General features: G+C 57.1%; 3 protein-coding genes. All 3 read left to right on the top strand.

Going from position 1 to position 16,361, the window contains the following annotated elements:
- Positions 1 to 341 precede the first annotated feature (341 nt).
- Positions 342 to 866 carry a hypothetical protein gene (locus tag AC2A6O_RS27020; RefSeq protein WP_498931780.1) on the top strand — a complete coding sequence of 175 codons (525 nt, stop codon included), beginning with the start codon at positions 342 to 344 and terminating at the stop codon, positions 864 to 866.
- 155 nt (positions 867 to 1,021) lie between these two features.
- Positions 1,022 to 10,687 (top strand): hypothetical protein, encoded by a 9,666-nt coding sequence (locus AC2A6O_RS27025; RefSeq protein ID WP_498931782.1) that lies wholly within the window; start codon positions 1,022 to 1,024, stop codon positions 10,685 to 10,687.
- 50 nt (positions 10,688 to 10,737) lie between these two features.
- Positions 10,738 to 16,356 (top strand): hypothetical protein, encoded by a 5,619-nt coding sequence (locus AC2A6O_RS27030; protein WP_498931784.1) that lies wholly within the window; start codon positions 10,738 to 10,740, stop codon positions 16,354 to 16,356.
- Positions 16,357 to 16,361 lie beyond the last annotated feature (5 nt).

The following is a 16,361-nucleotide window of genomic DNA, read 5'->3' on the forward strand; positions in this document are numbered from 1 at the left end:
GCGGATTGGGTAGAGAACACACTCTCAGTGATTCAACCCTTTGAAAGATGGTTGCAGATACCGTTAGTCCAGATTTTATCGCAAAAAAAGCGGTAAGTTCTAACAATCAGCCGAAAATTCTTGCGTAATTCCCCTGGCCCACAAAGAAAAGGCAACGCAATGCTGCTGCAGAGGGTAATGGACACGCAAAAGACTGGCGGTTTTGGCGTCTATTACGTGTCTTTATACTGCCTCCAAATTAAAACAATAAAACGTACTTCGGTGCCTTCTCGTTTCTTGACGGAGTTAATAGCAACTTGAATTAACAGAAATAACTTAATCTAAGAGTAAGGAGAAATGTTGTGAATAAAAATATAAAAAAATATTTAGCGATACTTATTCTTGCTGTTTTTCCTACTTCTAGTTTTGGAAGCGATATAACATATATCGATAAGAGAGTACGCTCAGAACTTCAAGAATACGCAGTCGTTTTTGCAGCTTACGACGGTGAGTACGGACATGCTTTTGTCACTCTAGTTTGGGGAGATGAAGTCCAAAACGCGACGCTTAAAAAAGGAGTAGGCTTCTACCCAGGGAATTCTAAGAAGAACCTGAAAGCTGCATTCGGAGGGAAAGGGGTTCTGCACAACGACACTTGGACCGACGCTCAAATCATACTCAGCGTGTTGGTAAACAAAGAAGTCTACGACAAAGCATTGGCTGTAGTTTCCAAGTGGGAAAAACCTAAACCTTACTTTCTTGGCATTAATGACTGCACAACTTTCGTACAACAGATGTCAGAAGCGGTTGGATTGAATACTCCCAGCAGGGTATTCGCACCCTACCCCATTGACTTCGTTAAGAAACTTATTGCCGACAATGGCTGATCCCGCACATCAGGTCTGTATTTAGAGACGACTGGTCCCTCGGTTGGCGTGGCTCAAGCGACCTGTGTCGCAGCGCCCCCAGTAAATCAACCTAGCTCTCAAGTGCCTTCGAGTATTTTCAACTCTCAACTCTTTGTTTCGGTTAGGAGTTTTTGATGAAAGACGACGAGTCTACACTCCAGATTACACGTAGGACTTTTTTGGCCTCATCCGCTGCGACGGTCGTGACGCCAGCCTTAGCCAGTACATCAATTGACCCCGCCGAGTTCACCGACCTCCGACTAAACGTTGCCCGTGCCAACGGAGCAATAACACGACTAGAGATCATTCTCTCCGCCCCGGTGTCACCGCACATGAACACGGAGGACACCACAGCGCCCGCTCCACTCAAAATCGCACTGGTGCCCGAAAGCTTTGGTGTCGCCCTTAGTGAGCAGGGCGACAATGGCTCCAATGTTATACTTGAGGTAACAGGTATACCGAATCGGGCTGGCGTTTTCGAGATCGACCACCGCACCAAACTCACGATTATAGCGCGCGGCGCAGAAGCTTTCCGGCACAATCAGGGCAACACTTTTAAGGGTAGCCGAGATATCGCCTATTCGTTTGATTTGAGTTTCAAAAATCTCAACGGCGAAAGCAAAGGTGGCCATTGGTGCGCCAGTTTCCAAACCAACATCTGGCGCACAACCAATGCAGGACAAGACTACGCTATCAAGTTCTTTGAAATTGGAGGTTACACATCGCGCACAACTCCTTTGACCCAGTTCATCAAACCCGGCCCCGCGAGCTTCCATCTTGTACTCGGCAACAAACGGACCACCGGAACGCTTGAGCGTATAACCGGCCTTCCGTTCTTGCTTGGCACGGAGAATGACAAGGTGTCTGCCAAGTTCTCATGGAAGACGGACGACTCACCCTCTGTTGACGGTGTGATCGCACCGGCATTGGCAACATGGACGCTGGAGCCGCTGTCGATTGGAGGAACAAAGCGCTTCTCCACCTTCGCCAATCTGTTCTCCTTTGAGCGAGTCAGCTTTCATTGGCAAAAAATAACCGCCGAACAGCCGCAATTCCTGTTCACGATTGATGGGGCAAATATTAATGGCGGCACCTACCGATCAATCCAGAATGAGGGCACGGAATTCTCGCTGATCTCGGAAGACCCAGAAAGCACTTCAGTGATTTTCCGCTGCGAAACGGTGGAAAAAACATTCGAAGACAAACGTCTTCCGCAACGCCAAACACGCGTGGTGTTGAGTGGAGACTTTACCGCGCGTGTCGGCACCACAAACGAGACCTATGCCACCGTTGACTTACTCCCGACGCAAATCACTGACAATTCAGCCGACACCACCGGAATACCCGAAGATGCGCGTCGGATCGAGCTGGTCCCAGACCAGGGTAGCGCAACCAACCATGTCCTGATCATCGACGCACCGACCGCCCTGCGTGTTCACGAAAATGCCGGCGACACCGGCGCCGCGGCAGATGACCTCGCCCGCCTGCCCGGCTTCATGCCCTCGAAGGCGCCCATTCCTACAGCTCGTTTCGGTGCAGCCGACGCGGCTTCCGAAGCAAAACGTCCAACCCGCCTGAGGGCAATTGTTAGTGATAGCAGCGGCTCAAAAACCTTGTCTAACTTTGTCTGGCGCGCCGATTTAAGCCGACTACCGATCTGGCTGGAAGATGCGGATCACCAAGGGCTTCTCGGCCTAGTAGCGTCAGACAAAAGCCCTCGCCGCCCGCTTTTTATTCTCGAAGGCCTCGACACTCCCGGCGTTTCCGCATTCGAGCAAAGCTACCATGGCGTGATCAGTCTCGACGGCCCGACGCTGAACGTACCTCTGGACGGTTCTGTTCTATCGACCCGCCGCGCCCGCGACTTCCTAGTGCTAGATTTCCGATTTGCTAATTTACGAACCCAATGGAATGACGCCAATGAGCGATTTGAAATCCTTCGCACGGTAGATCTGCCGGAGGAGGCAGAAACGCCGTTTGATACCCCGCGTGAGGCTGTTCTGGTTGCCGAGTTCCCGCCGCAACACGTGGCTGAGCAGGCCTATCTGCGTCTGCGCAATCGTGCCATCAACCCACCGGATCCGGATTGGGCGGAAATCCTCAAGTTCCTGCGCGAGAAAACGGCTGACACCTCCAGTATTCAAGATCCCACACCGCTGTTTTCAAAGCTAAAAGTCGGCTCTCGCTCCGACAAGCGCTCAACCAGAGAGCAAATCAAAAACCTGGCAGCAGAATGGATTACGCAGTTCGCCAACTTGCCTGAACTTGGTGACGAAGAGAAGGTCGTTGCCGATCGACTGGCCGACAGTCTTAACAAGATGCTGGACTTCTCGAGCCGATTTCCAGCACCCCAAACCCAAAAGCTGCCTCAGGATCAAAGTGTTTATATCGGCCTCACAGATTGCGACCCAGACGCCGCCAAGATCGCGTGGGACATGGTTGGAACCTCCGAAACGGCGCAGTTAACCGCCGCTTTCAAGGAGCGGCTCTCCCGGATCGAAGGCTGGCCCAAATTCGGAGACAATGCCAGCTACCGACCGGACCCAAAGGCTAAAGACGCCCTAATTACTATCGCTAGAGCGCTCTTTGGCAAAGAGCCCGATCAGCTTGACTACGAGCAGGCACGCGACGTCCAAGCCGAAATGACCGGGCTCAAGGAACAGCTCGGCGTGGACTACGCCGCCTTCCGCACCCTCTGGCGCGAGGAACTGCTGCATCCCCGCAATGCGCTGCGCCAGCAGCTTGACGACGACGGCTTCGACGAGGTCCGGGAATTCATCTCCTCCCGCTGGGCGGAGCAACACCCCTTGAACATCGTCCGTGCACAATACTCCGCGATGCTCACAAAATTCACTGACCCCACCGGCCAATCCCGCGACCCCTATGAGGTGATCTCCCGCGCCCGCTTTTCCGGGCGCTCCAGACTGGCGTTCAGATGGGATTGGACCCCGGAGGAGGCCGGCGTCGAACGCGCACCGCTGTCCCTGGCCCGCCTCCTGCTATGGAACCGCATGGACCAGGCAGTCACCCGCCGCGCAAGGGTATTGCGCGAACCGGTCATGGAAGACGGTAGCCTACGTCGTATCGCTGATGACCAGGCTGAGCTGCGGTATCAGGGCATCCGCTCCAAACCAGGCAAGACCTCTGGCGAACATATGGCCGAGGTATATAGCGCCGCTGCCGTAGCGCCAACTTCCTTTGAAACCGCCATCGAAATGCCCTTCCGCTTACAGCTTTCCACGGCACAGGACGCCACGCTTCGTCTACCGCACCCACTGTCACACGATTACCAGATACAGAAGGCCAAAGAAGAAGACCGCGAACTTGCCGAAGACGAGACTACGCCAGCCGTCTATCCGATTTTCAACGTCAGCCTCTCCAAACATTTCGAAAATCCGTTGTTGCGCGCGGTCTGGTCCAATGATTTCCGTCCTGAAACTTTGATTGGGGAAACCGCGCTGCTCGACGAGGCGCACTATACACGGCTTAACGGAGAGATAACCACGGATCTTAAAACTAAATTTCGCCTCTTCAACGCCGTTTACAACCCGCCGCCGCGCGGCGCATTGGCGCCTTGGAACCTGCCTCAGGTGCTGCGCAGGGACGGTGAGATTGAATTGGTGCAGCCCGAGGTTGGTCCTGACGGTTTAGCCCCCCGCTTCCGCGCATCGATGGATGCCTATGACCGTGATCAAATCGTCTGGCAAAGTTCTGTTCCCGGACTCCCGGTAGCTGTGGGGCGCAAGGACAAAACATTTGAAATTCGTAAGGATGCCAGCGCCTTTGATCCTCCGGAAAACTATCAGCTTCACGATCTGGAAACCACCGAGATCACACTTGAGGATGGTTCAGTCATCCGCCGAGATCTCAGCGGAATATATCGTCCAAAACCACTTGATTTCAGCGAATTGCGCCTCATGGCACCGGGCGGAACCATCAATCTGGACACGTCCTTTGAACCACCTGTCTCGCCTCGTCGGGTCGACGCGAAGTCCCTTTACCAAGCACGTTCACTGGAACGCTGGCGTCACCGCGCGATTGTGGGTCGCGATGCCAAGGTCGAATTAGTATACCGCGGCTATCTATTCCCCTTTGGCAACCGCGCGGCACTGATCAAGGTCACCGATCGAGTCTATGACGAAATTGTGCCAGGACGCGGCCCCACCGCCGTTCCAGTGCAGCGCTTTTTCATCAGCGTGTCCCAACCAATCAAGACACGCTGGTATGGCCAACCGGACGAAGGACGGGGTTGGCCCTGTGACCGGTTGGAACTTTTGACCACAGAGACTCCCGATCTGGTGGACCCGCTGGAAGGGGCGCCAAACATAGAAGGCGGCGACCAAAACGCTGTTAGAGAAAACCCAAACGGACGCCTGTCGCTCGGCCCAAACGGTCGTGGGCTCGTCTTCTGGCCTCGCACCTCGCCAAGCGAAGTCGCCAACTTCCGTTTCGAGTTCCTGATTGACGGGCGTGGTCGCAAGATTTCCATGCCGTTGATCTTTGTAGACAACGTCGCCGCGAACGAGCCCGAAAGCATCGCCACGCTCGTGGATTACTACAATGATCGTGACATCGGACTCGCGTTCAACGACGACTACATCGCGCCAGAGCTTGATCCCGCTTCCCCGCGTGTTGCTCTACACTACGGCACCAAGCGCCGCTACGGTCCGGAGGTCAGCGAGGGAGACTGCACCTATGAAACGCTAGGCTGGGCCATAGGTGCAGAAGGCCGCGCCGGGGGCAACGGGTTTGGGTTATCTGGAAAGCTGCGTGATGAAAGGAAAAAATATCTCGGCCAACGGGAGAATTACATCTTTGGGCCGCTCTTAAGATCGGATGACCAACCACCTTTTTATCCCTTCATGCAGGTGGCAACGATCCGACTTGACCGCCTCGCTCGCCTCGTTGGCGAACGCCGCGGTCAAGTCGCACTTTCAGCACATGATGCTGACTTCATTGTCAACGGCCTGAAGGACCCCGATGAAACTATAGGTGGGAATGACGGGGTCAAGGCGCTTATGGGCGTACTCTCCAGCGTGGACATGGACGTTAAGAACAAGGGCGACCGGGTTGGCGCGATCGGGCGTCCAAGCGGTCGGGTGCGCATTCTGGCACGCCGCGAAGGTCCGGTCACGGTAAAACGCACCGAAACCGGTTGGGTCAAGCCCGACCATCTGTACCGCCCCCCAGCTTTCGGCCAAAAGCTCAAAACCAATGTGGAAGCCCGGCCCCAGAAAAGCGCCACTTTAGATCTCCCGAGCAATCACCCCCCTGCTTTTCTCCAGAAGCTAAAAACCAACATGGAAGCCCAGCCTCTGAAGATTGCCGCGTTAAATTTCCCGAACAACTACCTTCCTGATTTCTTTAAGAACCTCAAATCTAATGTGGACAACCGGTCGTTAAGGACCGCTGCCTTAGCTCTTCCAGAGAACCAGATCACCGGCACCGATGCACTGACTCAGATACTTGACCGCATACTTGGCGACAGCAACGCCAAGTTCCTCGGTGTCTTCAAGCTGACTGAGATCATCAAATTCGCGCTTATGAGTCTTGAAGATAACGTGCCTCAGGTGCGCGAAACTCTGGACTTCGCCAGCGGTGCCATTGACGACGCGGTCGCCTTTGCAAGATCCCTGCTGGTCCCGCTCGAAGAGGCACTGGAAGAATTGCAGCGGGCCTTCGAAGAGGCTGCGCTCGATATTGGGAGCAAATCTCTCGAGATCGCCCGCGTTTATCCCGATCTCGGCAGCGCAATTGCTCGTTTACGAAGCGCAATCAACCGTCTGCGCATCACCGAGGATCAATCCGCCGCTGTGGCTCTCCTGCCGGAACTACCCGCTGCAGGTAAGGCGCTTATGAAGGCCATCGACAAGGTCGCCAGCGACCCGGTCTCTCCCCTCAAACTCGAACTACAACGCCTCTTCGCCTCCGAACTTGCGGAGTTTGAGAAGATTCAGGAGCAGTTCAGAAGCCTGGTTGAGTTGTTGGGCAATCTCAAGCAGCTTGCGGACAAAGCCATTTGCATAGCCTATGAAGAACTTAGCCAAATCGTCGCCGAGGTGCTCCCCGAAATTCAGGCCACTGTGCGGGAAATGGCACCACTCGGATTGCCCGAGGGGGAGATCTACGACGACCTGAACACCGAGATCATTGTCACCGCCGACAGTTTCATTGCTACTAGCATAACGAGCATCATCCCGACAGCGAACGCTGACGGCGTCTGTCGGATCGAAGACTTGCCAAAAGCCATCCAATCCTGGGCTCCACAGGACCACATTGACCAAGCCCTGCGGCGCGACGGCAACGGCAACTTGCTGCTACTGATCGAACTCGAAAAGCTCGGCAAGGACCTTGCTGACCCGCTCTGGCGGGCGATCAAGGCCGAGTTGCAGAACTATCAGGACCTTAAGAAGGCCATAGAAGACCTCGTGCAGGATCTGGAAACCGCACGGGAAGCTTTAAAGGCGGAAAAGGCTAAGGCGGAAAACGACGCCACCGAGGTCGTCGCCCGATTGGAACGCCAAGCCGACGCGCTTAAGAGAACGGAGCAGGCCTTGCGGGATCAACTGCCTGAAATCCTCCGCCGCCTCGCCAACAGCTTCTTCGGCATCGACGTTGACCGCGCGATCGCGGATGCAAACCAGATCGTGGAAGCCGTTGAGGCTATTGGTGGCGCCTCTGAGCCTCTGGAGCAGCTGGAACATACCCTAGCCGCCTTACGCCTCGTGGATAAGATGTTCCTACAGGGCACCTACACCAACCGCGTGAACGCGGCGATTGCAGAGACCGCGTCAGTGGCGCTTGATCCCGCCAAAAAGATCGCAATCACCATTCTGGACGTCTATGAAACGGCCCTGTTGCACACCCGCTCCATCGCCTTTGCAACTCGGCCAGTAACCGGCGGCGTGACCGATACCTTCCTGACCGATGTACACTCCGCCGTTGTCGAGATCGAAGCCGTCGCAGGCGAAGTGGCCGAGGCAAAATCAGATTTCGAACAAAAGCTCTCCGATGCCATTGCAAGACTTGACGGCACTACGCGCAACGTCACCGCCGAGGACGGCCACGCTGCCTTTGTCCCGATTTGCGACTGCGCTGCCAATGTCCTGATGGCGCAAAGCGCTTTTGCAGCAGAAGCAAAAAAGATCGGCGAAGGAGAGCAGCAACCGGTCCTGACCGAACTGGGCCAGACAACCCTGAACGCCCTGCGCCAGACCGCAAATAGCTTTGCTCGCGGTATCGTGGTGTATGACGCCTTCGACGCCAAGGCCAATTCGGCCGAAGCCGCCATAAACACAGCGCGGACAGCAATTCAGTCCGCCACGACGCCGCAGCAAATCCAGTCTATTCTGCAAGACACGCTCAACGGTATCCCGCGTGCAGAAATCATGGCCCTTCTGGACGTCTGGCCTCAGATCGGCTCCGACGTCGCTCGTCAGTTGAAACGAGTACTTGATGCCTTCGGGCTCCTGGATGAGGCGCTTCAAGGCGAGTTGGAGTCTGCCATAAAGGCACAGAAGCAGGATCTGGCAAAAGCCCTTACCAAATTGCAGGCTGACCTGTTGACGGCGGCCCAAAAGGTGATCGACGATGTATTGGCCCAGATCGAAACTGAACTTAAAGACCTTGCACAAGCCGTCACCGATTCACTGGCTGGGCCCACCCAAGGCACCCAGCAAAGCTTGCTTCAATACCGTTCTGCCTTCCTACGCAATATGCGCGAGGTGCGCGAAGCGCTTGATGCCGCCGCTGCGCAATATCCCCCAGTAGCGCTTTTGCACGGTCACCTCAGGGCTGCGCTCAACAGGCTAGAGGACCAACCTCTATTTGATGCCCTGGACAATGCGCGCACCGATCTAAAATCCAAGGCCAAAGCGTTTGAGGACGCCGTTAATGAATATGCCGCCGCTGCCCATGACCAAGACAAGTTGAAGAAGGTCAGTGAAAAGCGCGCGGAGCTGCTAAAGTCCAAAAACACCCTCCTGGAAACGTTCCAACGAACCCTGCATGGCGTCAGCGAAGCTACTAGTGTCGAAGCCCGACAACTAGGGGACAACCTTCGCGAAGCCGCTGCTGCCGAGTCTATCCGGATGATCGCCGCTGTTCAGCACGCCGCCGGAGAGGCCGCCGAAAGCGCGCTGGCTTGGGCCGCAAGCGCAGTTTTTCCAGGCAACACAATCGGCGATCTGGAGAGGGCGCTGACGGCGCTGCAGGACGAACGCAACGAGATCCTGCAATCTTTTCTGACGAATACTCTCGCGGAAAGGATTGAAAAAATTACGAAGTACCTCGGTCTAGGTGCCAAAGGGGACGGTATCGTGCCCGCCCACCTTTTAATCGCACTTCAAAACACGCCCGAGGATCCGGTTAAGGAAGCTGACCAGAAAAAAAAGCTGCTAGTCGCGAGCGCCGAAAATCCGCAGGATCTGCTGCACCAGGAAGCCGTCTGGACCACGCTGCTCAACGCACCCGACGCCGCCGGAGCCAAAAAGCTAGCGGCACTGCGCCAAATTTTTAACCATTTCGAAAAAGGCGGGCAACCTTCCGGTGCGATCATCGTGCGGACCTTTGTCGAAACAGTGCAGGAAATCCTTCGCGCCGACATTAGCCGAATAGTCAGCTTTGATCACGTCCGCGATCTCGTTGAAAGAGAGGTTCGCAAACTAATCCCAACCCGTGCCACCACGACGATGGATTTCAAGTTGCCGGTTCAGTCCTTCAAGGGCATTTTCGAACCGGTGGGCAACGGCGTCTTCACGCTGAGTTCGCGCACTACCGTGGACTTGGCCGAGATCGACCTGGGGAATCTCAAACCGCCGCGCATCACCGCCGCGGCCAACGCGGTTATGTCGCCCTTCAGTATCAAGCTTCTAGGTAGTTTTGACGCGATCACCCTGCATTTCTCCGCCGCCCGAATGGGCTGGACTTCGGGCTCCAACCCGACATTCGATCTGGATTTTCTCAACTACGAAATAGGCCCGCAGCTTGAGTTTGTGCAGCAACTGGCCGAATCCCTCACCGCCAGTTCCGGCGGTGCCTTCATCCGCCCTGCGCGCGCCATGCTGGGAATCGAGGCGGGGTATGGCATCAACATTCCCGGTATCAATCTTGGCGGCGTGACTTTCATGAACGTCGGGCTCAACGCTTACGCGCGCCTGCCTTTCGAACCCAAGAAGGCAGAGTTCGGCGCTTCCCTCTCAAGCCGCCACAGCCCCTTCATCATCATCGCGGGTATTTGGGGAGGAGGCGGCCATTTCGGCCTCGTTTCAGATGGTCGTCGGATCGTGTCCTTCGACGCGAGCTTCAACGTAAATGGCGGCGGCGCCGTGGCCTATGGCCCTTTGACCCTGCAGGGCCGCGTCAGCGTCGGAATATTCATCCGTAAGGCCGGCAGCGTGACCGAAATCTCCGGTGATTTCTTTGTTGGCGGCTCCGGCAAGATCGGCATTTTCGGGGTATCTGCCAGCCTCATGGTAACCATGGGCATGGATCGCGCAGGCGACATGACTGGCTCCGCCGTTTTCACCTTCTCCTTCTCCATCAGCTTCGCCAAGGTCAAGTTTTCGGTGATCCTGTTTAAGAAGGAAGGCAAGGGATTCAACGGAACCGGCGCGGAACAATCCGCCGCGCTCTGGCAAGGTGGCCCGGTTCGCTTTGCTTCCACCAGCAATGACATGAAGGACTTTCTAAACCAACATTGGCCCGAGATCGCGGAAGTCAAGGTCGACACCAAACGCGCCGACCAGGACTACAAAGAGTGGACGTCTTATTTCACGGACCTCCGGCCAGTGGGGTATTGATCATGGTAACCCACAGCACAACGACCCAAACCCCGCGGGCTGCAAACACCGTGAACGCGCTTGTGCGCGTTGTTGCCAACGGCACCCACAACGGTCGCCCACGCCTCACTCTAGCCCTACGTCCGGTCCGGCCTGCAAAGGTAACTCGACAGCCGGAACGCTTTCATGACGGCGCGCTGGCGCTCGCTTCCTGGCCCAGTAAGGTCGAAGAAACGACGGATAATCTGCGGTTGGAATTCCTGATCGCTCCGCTTACATGCAAGACGGGCAAGGTCACCCCCGCACAGGTGCAAAAGAACGGCGTCGACTGGAAAAGGGTAACCGTCCCCCTCGCCCGCCTTTTTGGCGAGGACAGCAACCTCGACCGCACCGACCGTCTTTGGCAGGAAGTTATGCCAGCAGAGCCAAAAAACGGCTTTGACGAATTCTTCACAAACTTGCCACCCCTGAGGCCCGAAGTAACGCTATTGGAAGAATCACAGTCGGGCACCGGCGTCTGCATCTCCGGTGGAGAAGGCGACATCGCGCTTCTAACAAAAATCGCCCGCGCCCGCGAAACCCAGCGGCTGATGGAAGGCGACCAGGACGATGTTAGCCGCCAGATTTTTGAGGATGCACTGACCGCCACGAACGAATTCCTGAATAACGCGGACTTCTCGGCGTTCCGTGATCTCTACAGCCAGACGCTGAACTTTGGCGAGGACGAAGAGGCTAGTCCTGGCGCGCCGGAAAACACCATCCCCGCCGGCGAAGGCGATCCGCTCACCAACACCGCAGTCACCCGCAACAAGACCGAAACCGCCGTAAAGATCGCGCTCGACGCCCTCAAAGACGACTGCGCCAATGCACGGGTTGCTGCCGAAAAGCTCTGCGAAGGCGACATCGCCACCTGCTGCAAGGTGATCGAGGACAAGATTAAGGCCACGGGTTGTGCGTCCGAATTCGTGGCGGCAGAGCTGCCCTCTATCTATACACAGCTCCTGAAACTGCGCGCCCGATTGATGGTTGCCCGCGCCATTCACGAAGACGAGCTTGCCAAACTGGAAAGCCCAGAGTCCACGAAACCGCCTGAGGAGATGCAGGAGGAACACGCCACCAAAACCCGTGACAAGTGGAAGAAACAGCTGCCCGCCAACCGCCTCTTTGGTCTAGACCAAATTCCAGACCTTGGTCGTCTCTTCCGCACCTTCGTTGACTGCCAGATCACCAGCGCAGGGTGGACCGATCTCGGTGCAAAGTTGGGCAAGGGGTCAGAACGGTTTGTCTTCCTGCGCGTGACGCCGAACGACGCGCTCGCAAAGAAGGGGATACAAACTGAAGACGCTCACACCGAGCATTTCCGATGGTCGCTAGCCAAGATCAAGATTAACGCAAATGGCGTGATCACTCATTTCCTTCCCGCCACCCGCGAGGAATTTTTCCTGTGCCTCTCTGGCCGCAACTGCTCTGGCCTGCTCAGTCAGAGGGACGGTCTCCTGATGCTGGGCGCCTGCGGACCGGATGGGCGGCCAGCTTACGAACTGGTCTCCACCGACATCCGCGTTGCTACGCAGGAATTTGAAAGCCGCGCCGACCGGATGATGACCCGCGCCGTGCGTCGTGCAGCCAATGAACCCGAATGGGAAAGCGGTAATCCTGAGGGCTACCAACTTTCCCCCTCGCTCTTGCGCTCCGGCGGCTTTTCGGTGGTCAATTTCGCCGCCGCCCGGCAGATGTCGCACCGCGAAGGCTTCGCCGAAGCCGCCGAAGACTTGCCCAATGACGAGACCTTTCTGGATGCCGACGACCTGATGACCGGCCGCGTGCCATACGCGGCGATGGTTGTGCAGGGCTCGAATGGCAGCGCCAGACGCATCTGGTTCGCACTCAGCCGGAAAAAGGTCAAGTACTCCAGCCTGGACCCAGATAGCCGCAATCGCTTCGACTGGGACACCCATTGGATACAGCGGGAAATGCAGAAGCTAGCCCCCGGAGGGGAACTCTCTCGCTTACAGCTCACCATCGATCAGGCCGGCGGGCGCGAAACCAAGCTCAAGGATCCGAGAGACCCGGAAACTCCGGTCAGGGGCACCGTCTTTGCAGAGGAGGAATTCACTTATCAAGGCGACCCGGCGGGTGTCGAGACCGGCATGTTGCAAGAAGGATTTAAAATCCACCCGCTGAAGGATTTCAACATGTGGCGTAAGGTGTCGCTGCCGAAAAAGAACTCTGTCGGCACCAGTCTAGATGATCTTACCATTCCCCTTCGATTCGGCATGCCACTGCGCGTTGGTTTCGCCGCCAGCTACCTCGGCGGCGGGGGTGTGACACCCAAGGACGCGGGGGCCAGCTTTGACGGCAACCGTGATGCCATGGTGCCGCGTGCTGCTGATGCCGTATCCACCGACCGCACCCGGCAAGGCCGCCGCCACCTGCGATCCGAAGCTATCGCCCCGGTTGCGGTTCTCCTACCGGAATACGAAGCAGAGAACGTCAAGAACCAGCTTCCAGACATCCGCCGCCACCCCTTCCCAATGGACACCACCGGCACCATCATATTGCGTAGCTTTGCCGAGGACACGGCTCCAACCAAGGCGGTAGTGGAACGCGTCATTCTGCCCCCCGTTGTCGATCTCGACTTTGCCGAGAAACATGGCGTGTTTGATACTCAATCTCCGGCAATCTTCCAGACACCCGCCAAGGCAAAACGGGTCGAGAGCGTAAGCGACGTGATTCAGTCTCTCACCGAGCCACAAACAAGGGCCCGCGTCCGCCGTCCACGCGAAGGCCTGCGCGACTTGGCCTTTGACGCCGCATGGGGAGGCGTTCCTGTTCTCGCCATGGGATCTCGCACCGCTGAGGACGGGCGGCGCGCCTTCGTGAGCGCACAAACCTCGGACGGTAAAAGTGATTGGCTTCCCAAGCACATAAAATGGGTCAATGATGGCCGCCCCTCAGGTGGGCAGGCCTCCACGCCGTCCGGTGACGGGGTTTTCCGTCGTCGCCGCTGGCAACAACAGAAGCGCACAACGCCGTTTTACCCTGACCCGATGGCCAACGGGCTTGTGTTGCGCCTTCGCCGGGACAGCGACCGCCCCGGCGAAGCTGGCCTAGCCCACGCAATAGTGCCCTTTGTGCAGGCGGCAGATTACCCCGATGTAGTACCGATTGTGCTGCGCGTCGCGCACGGCGAAACCGCCACTATAACCGACACGGCCACCACTAAGAAGATCGACGAAATTGACTGTCGAGTCGTCAACGTCACCGTGCCTCCCGGTGAAACTCTTGATCTGGATTGCTGGGCGGCCCCTAACACCGAAGCGCTCGCCTTTTGGTCCGAATTGACAGACACAATATCGACACTGGACAAGGCCACCTGCGTTCCAGAGGAAGACGCCTGCGGTCTGCTGGGCCGCCCTGCTCCATCGCAGGCGGAACTGGAGGCACAGGCTCGCAAGCTGCACGGCTACCTATGCAAGCGCCCGCTACCGGAACTGTCCAAGACCCGCACCATCGCGATAACCTACGCAGTTGAAAAGCCGCTTGAGGCCCCAAAACCCGTTCTAATCCAAGACGAGAGCAATCCGATTTACTTGCGCCGCGCGCTCGACACGCCCAGTGAGTTTGAAGACGACTCACCCATGGGTGCCGATGTGTTGGACTCGCCCGCGCACTTGCCGGACGGCTGGTATCACAAACCCGGTGAGTTAATGAACGCCGTGCCCCGCGCAACCGAGGCGGATGTCGGAGGCTACCTACAGCTTCACCTGCCCACCACAGGTTCGTTGGAAATCGAGGCCTTCGCCGCGGCGCCCGACGGCGCTGCCTTTGACGACATCTCTCGAAGCCGTTCCCGCGAACAACGGCGAGATGGCGTGTTCCCGCGACGCCCAAACAGTGAAAAATGGATGAGTGCCGATGAGGTCTATGGCTTCCGCCTCAACGAGGATGGCACTGCCGCGCCGCTGAAATCCGAAGCCCTTTGGGCGCGGATGCGAAAGATCCCCGACGACACCAGCGCTGATAACCCGACTGGGCTAATCTCCCTGCACGCTCTTTTTGGCCCCCGCCCCAAGCAGCCGGAAAATGCCAAGCTGGGCGAGAACCCGATCGAGGCCGAGATCACCCCGCTCTTTGTGGACACCAAGGCCCGCAAGATCGCGCTGAACTTCCGATCGGTCAGCCGCCACAGCACCGCCTTCCTGCGCCGCGGTTATGTCTCAGGCAAGCTCTTCAGACCGCCGGTGCCGGTGAGTCGCGAAAACGGTCGCTTCAAGGTTCTGCCTCCCGTAACGGACGAGAACAAGCAGACCGTGTACGTCAACGAAACTGGATTTGCCCACACCGTATGGCTACCCGCCTCTGAACGCCCCGCCGCGCCAAAACCCGCCGCCGAGGCCCACCCAGTCGAAGGAGAAGTGACCACCCAATTGAACGGCGCAACCCAAACCGCCAGCTCCCGCCGCATTACAAAGACGCGCCTTTGGCTGGAACGCCCGTGGTGGTCCTCGGGCGAGGGCGAGAAACTTGGCATCGTGCTCTGGCCAAGGGTGTCTGGCGAAAGCTACGAATCCCTGCTCAAGTACATCCTGTCGAGGAATTTCTGGAAGCCAAACGCATACAAATCTACGTTGACCTTCCCCCGCCCCAGCATCGCCGACAGCGGCCCAGATTTAACCTCTGAGGACATGATGAAGCTCAATCACTTCCGCGACCAATATATGAAAGACGCCGCGCCATTCTTTTCCCGCTGGGGGTCTGACCCGATCGAAGGTGTCTCCAAGGACGGCTGGATGGACTGGGTCATACCCTGCGAAATTTTCGCGGATTTCCAATACGATAAGCAGCGGAACACGCTTGTCCCGCTTATCGATCACGCCAATTTCGTGCCCAATGTGAAAATGCCCATCCCTGTTGCCGAGGACACGGTGGAAAAAAAGGGCCGGAATGAGCCTACAAAGGACTCCTCAGACGTGCGCGGCCAGCGCTACCCAAACGTTGACCTGATTTGCTACACGCCGCGCTTCGACATCGACCGTGAACAATGGTATGTCGACGTAGCGCTGGATGCTGCTGTTATGGTGTCGCCCTTCGTGCGCCTCGGAGCGGTGCGTTATCAGAAACACGCCCCGCGCGACCTGCAACTCTCCTTCCCCGCCCAACCCTTTGAGTGCCAGGTCATGCCCCGCCGGTTATCAAAGGTCACCCGTAGCCGCGACGGCGCCGACAAAACCCGCCTGAGCGTAACGATCTCGGGTCCCGCCACCTCAGATCCGCAAGACGAGGCTGCCTTCGTCAACCCGCAAGAACTGTCCGAGGAAAAAATTCGCGTAAAACTTGCGCATGATGCCGCTTCCGCCACACGGATGCATGTCCACCTGATCGGCCGCAACACCAAAACCGGCGCGCTTGAGATAACCCTGCAACAACGCCTTGCCCCCACGAAGTCTCCTGAAAAGACAGAAGCCCTTACAATGGAATGGAGTGGGCATTTCACCCTGCCAAATTCGATGGCCGATCGCACCGACTTGTCCCTCAGCCTGCACATCGAGGAGCGCGTCTACCGCGCCACCACAAGCCCCGATCCGGCTGACGCCGATTTTAACGAAGCCCGCACCGGCGAGAAACTCAGCGCGTCTAGTCCGCGCTATCTTTGCGTCTTAACCGTGCCGGGCGCGGACAACAAATAGGGAAC

Source organism: Labrenzia sp. ATLA3 (assembly GCF_057180185.1).